At 53.1% G+C, this 2,989-nt stretch carries 3 protein-coding genes and 1 pseudogene; 2 read left to right on the top strand and 2 right to left on the bottom strand.

Going from position 1 to position 2,989, the window contains the following annotated elements; translation table 11 throughout:
* Window positions 1-777, top strand: a pseudogene (locus tag H6F43_RS10180) (c-type cytochrome); the annotation flags it as partial.
* Window positions 778-901: 124 nt separating this feature from the next.
* Here the strand turns inward: H6F43_RS10180 and infC are convergent.
* Window positions 902-1,447, bottom strand: a complete 546-nt coding sequence (gene infC, locus H6F43_RS10175; RefSeq protein ID WP_190342669.1) for a translation initiation factor IF-3 — start codon at window positions 1,445-1,447, stop codon at window positions 902-904.
* A 251-nt stretch (window positions 1,448-1,698) separates the two neighbouring features.
* On the opposite strand from infC, the gene H6F43_RS10170 reads away from it, so the two are divergent.
* Window positions 1,699-2,697, top strand: a complete 999-nt coding sequence (locus H6F43_RS10170; protein ID WP_190342668.1) for an alpha/beta fold hydrolase — start codon at window positions 1,699-1,701, stop codon at window positions 2,695-2,697.
* 46 nt (window positions 2,698-2,743) lie between these two features.
* Here the strand turns inward: H6F43_RS10170 and H6F43_RS10165 are convergent.
* The coding region (locus H6F43_RS10165) for a DNA double-strand break repair nuclease NurA (RefSeq protein WP_190342667.1) at window positions 2,744-2,989 on the bottom strand (246 nt) is incomplete at its 5' end.

The following is a 2,989-nucleotide window of genomic DNA, read 5'->3' as shown; positions in this document are numbered from 1 at the left end:
GATCGCTACATGGAGGGCAATCAAAATGCCCTGACTGCTCAACAGCAGATAGGAAAGCAGCTTTTTGAAAACAAAGCGAAATGTATCAACTGTCATGGAGGAGCCGAATTCACCAATGCCTCTGTGCAGAATGTCCGTGGAGAACGTCTTGAACGCATGGAGATGGGAGATGGCGGACAAGCAGTTTATGACAACGGATTCTACAACATTGGGGTAAGACCCACGTTGGAAGATCTCGGTGTGGGTGGCACCGATCCGTTTGGCAACCCGCTTTCTGAATCTCGACTAGCGCAGCAAGGACGCTTCCAGCAGCTACTAGGTGAAAACCCGAATGAAGCTGTGAGTGTTAATCAAAGAATTGCAGCGGACGGAGCCTTCAAAACGCCCGGACTTCGCAACGTGGAAATGACTGCTCCCTACTTCCACAATGGTGGGCAATTGACCTTGCGGCAAGTTGTTGATTTTTACAATCGCGGTAGCGACTTCCACGAAGTAAACATCAACAACCTCGACCCAGATATTCAAAACCTGGGACTGAATGAGGAGGAGAAAGAAGCAATTGTGGCATTCTTAAAATCCCTGACCGACGATCGTGTCCGTTATCAAAGAGCGCCATTTGATCATCCCCAGCTATTTATTCCAAATGGGCATCCCGGCGACCAAACCTTTGTAACAAACAGTGGCTCTGGTTTGGCAACAGATGAGCTAGTGGAGATTCCAGCGATCGGACGAAACGGCGGCACTCCTCTACCAAACTTCCTAGAACCGCTGTCCTAAAAACTAATTGCGATCGTCAGAACTACTCAATACAAAAGGGGGCTTGAACCAAGCCCCCTTCAAGATTTATACATTCATTCTGAACAGACTAAGCCGCTAAGGCTAATCGCGAACGGCTATTAGCTTACTTCTTTGGAGCCAGCAGCATCATCATATTCCGCCCTTCCTTCTTAGGCGCTTGCTGCACTTCTGCAACTTCTTGCAGATCCTCTGCCATACGCTTCAGCTTGACTTCCGCAAGGTCGCTGTGCTGAATTTCGCGTCCTCGAAACATGATGGTAACTTTTACCTTGTCGCCATCATGGAGAAAGCGCTTCGCCTGATTGATTCGCACGCTGTAGTCGTGCTCCTCGATCTTGTAGCGCATCTTGACTTCCTTAACGTCAACCGTGTGCTGCTTCTTTTTCGCTTCACGCGCTTTCTTTTCTTGCTCAAACTTAAATTTGCCGTAGTCCATAATGCGGCATACGGGCGGATCTGCCTTATCACTGACAAGAACCAAATCCAACTCTTTTTCGTCTGCTATTTTCATGGCGTCTCGCGGAACCATGATGCCCAACTGTTCGCCTTCGGCATCGATCACACGGATCTTAGGGAACCGGATACGTTCGTTAATAGCAGGTAGATCGCGATTGGGTCTTCTTTCGGGTCTTTCAGGTCTTTCAGGCACAGGCGTTGATTAGTGAAGTAGTAGAATTTGACAACTCGGACAGTAATTTTTGCACAATATGGACCAACACTCTAGCATTGGTTCCGGTCGGACTGTAAAGGTGTGTCGTCAATCTTCAGGGAACAGAGTGAACTGGTAATGAACACCAACACTTGCCATTCTACTCAGCCTGTGGAAAATTCGGAGGTCTTGTTTACCGAACTTTGGGGAGTGGAAAATGGGGGGTCGATCGACTGCCACCTAGAATGGAGATGAAACAACCAGTGACAGAGGCAACTGTGACGATTCCTTGGCGGCAGCGGGTGGGCAATCAGCGAGATTGGGTGTGGCGCGGCTGGCAGACTCGGTATACCTATCTACGATCGCTCCAGCCAGATTCTTCGACGCCGTTGATTTTGCTGCATGGGTTTGGCGCGTCGATCGGGCACTGGCGGCACAACTTGACGGAATTAGCGCAGAATCACACAGTCTACGCGCTGGATCTGCTGGGGTTCGGGGCATCGGAGAAAGCGGTTGCACCGTACGGCACGCCGTTTTGGGCAGAGCAAGTGTATGAGTTTTGGCGCACATTCATTGGGCAGCCCGTTGTGCTGGTGGGTAACTCGATCGGCTCAGTCGTCTGCTTAACGGTGGCGGCGCGCTATCCAGAAATGGTGAAGGGACTGGTGCTGATCAATCTGCCCGATTCGTCGGTGCTGGAGTCACCCGTGTGGGTGCAGCGGACGATCGCGGCTGTAGCCGTAGGCGCTCAGCCTGTGATTGGATTGGCAAAGCGGGTGTTCACGTCGCCGCTAGTGTTTAATCCGCTGTTTCGAGTGATTCGCAGCGCGCCGTTTGTGCGTCTGTGGGCAAAGCAGGCGTACAGCAACTCTGAGGCGCTGACCGAGGAGCTTTTAGAGATTTTGTCGGGTCCGGCGTTCGATCGGGGTGCCTCGGCTGCCCTCCGCGCAATGGTCGCGGCAAAAGCCAAACCCGGAGCAGACTATCGCGCTAAGACAATTCTGCCGCAGCTACAGGTTCCGATGCTGCTGCTGTGGGGACAAGAGGACCGGATGGTGCCGCCGAAGCTGGCGCGGCTGTTTGTCCGCTGCAATCCAAATCTGACGCTGGTGGAGATCGAGAAGGCGGGGCACTGTCCGCACGATGAGTGCCCCGAGCAGGTGAATCGGATTGTGCTGGACTGGCTAGCGGAGTTGGAGACGGCGAGGGAGACGCAGCTGTTGCAGGGGAGTGGAAATGTCCCACGTTAGAACTAGCAGGAGTTACGCAGTTGGACCTAAGGTTTATCTAGCTTCCTCACGCAATGCTGCCTCGCTTCCGCGCCTCCTTGTAAGATGTGCCGACGTTACGGAGTCCAGCGCGGATCATCTGCTGCTCTAGGAGGGCAAAGAAGCGAGTACGATCGCCTCCCCGAACCACTGCCTGATTGTGCGCCTCCGCTAGCGCGACCGGGTAGCCGAAGCCTTTCTGAACCTGGGCGATCGTCAAACTCAGCGCCGAATCCAGCAGCATTGGGTTGTCGGCTACCCAAGCGGGAAACTC

This window comes from Leptolyngbya sp. FACHB-36 (genome assembly GCF_014695955.1).
In the GTDB taxonomy this organism is placed as follows: Bacteria; Cyanobacteriota; Cyanobacteriia; order Leptolyngbyales; family Leptolyngbyaceae; genus FACHB-36.
This window is presented reverse-complemented; position numbering and strand designations above follow the sequence as displayed.

Bases quoted from the DNA above. Each gene is read 5' to 3' on its own strand.
- H6F43_RS10170 (WP_190342668.1), top strand. From the start codon at position 1,699: ATGAAACAACCAGTGACAGAGGCAACTGTGACGATTCCTTGGCGGCAG.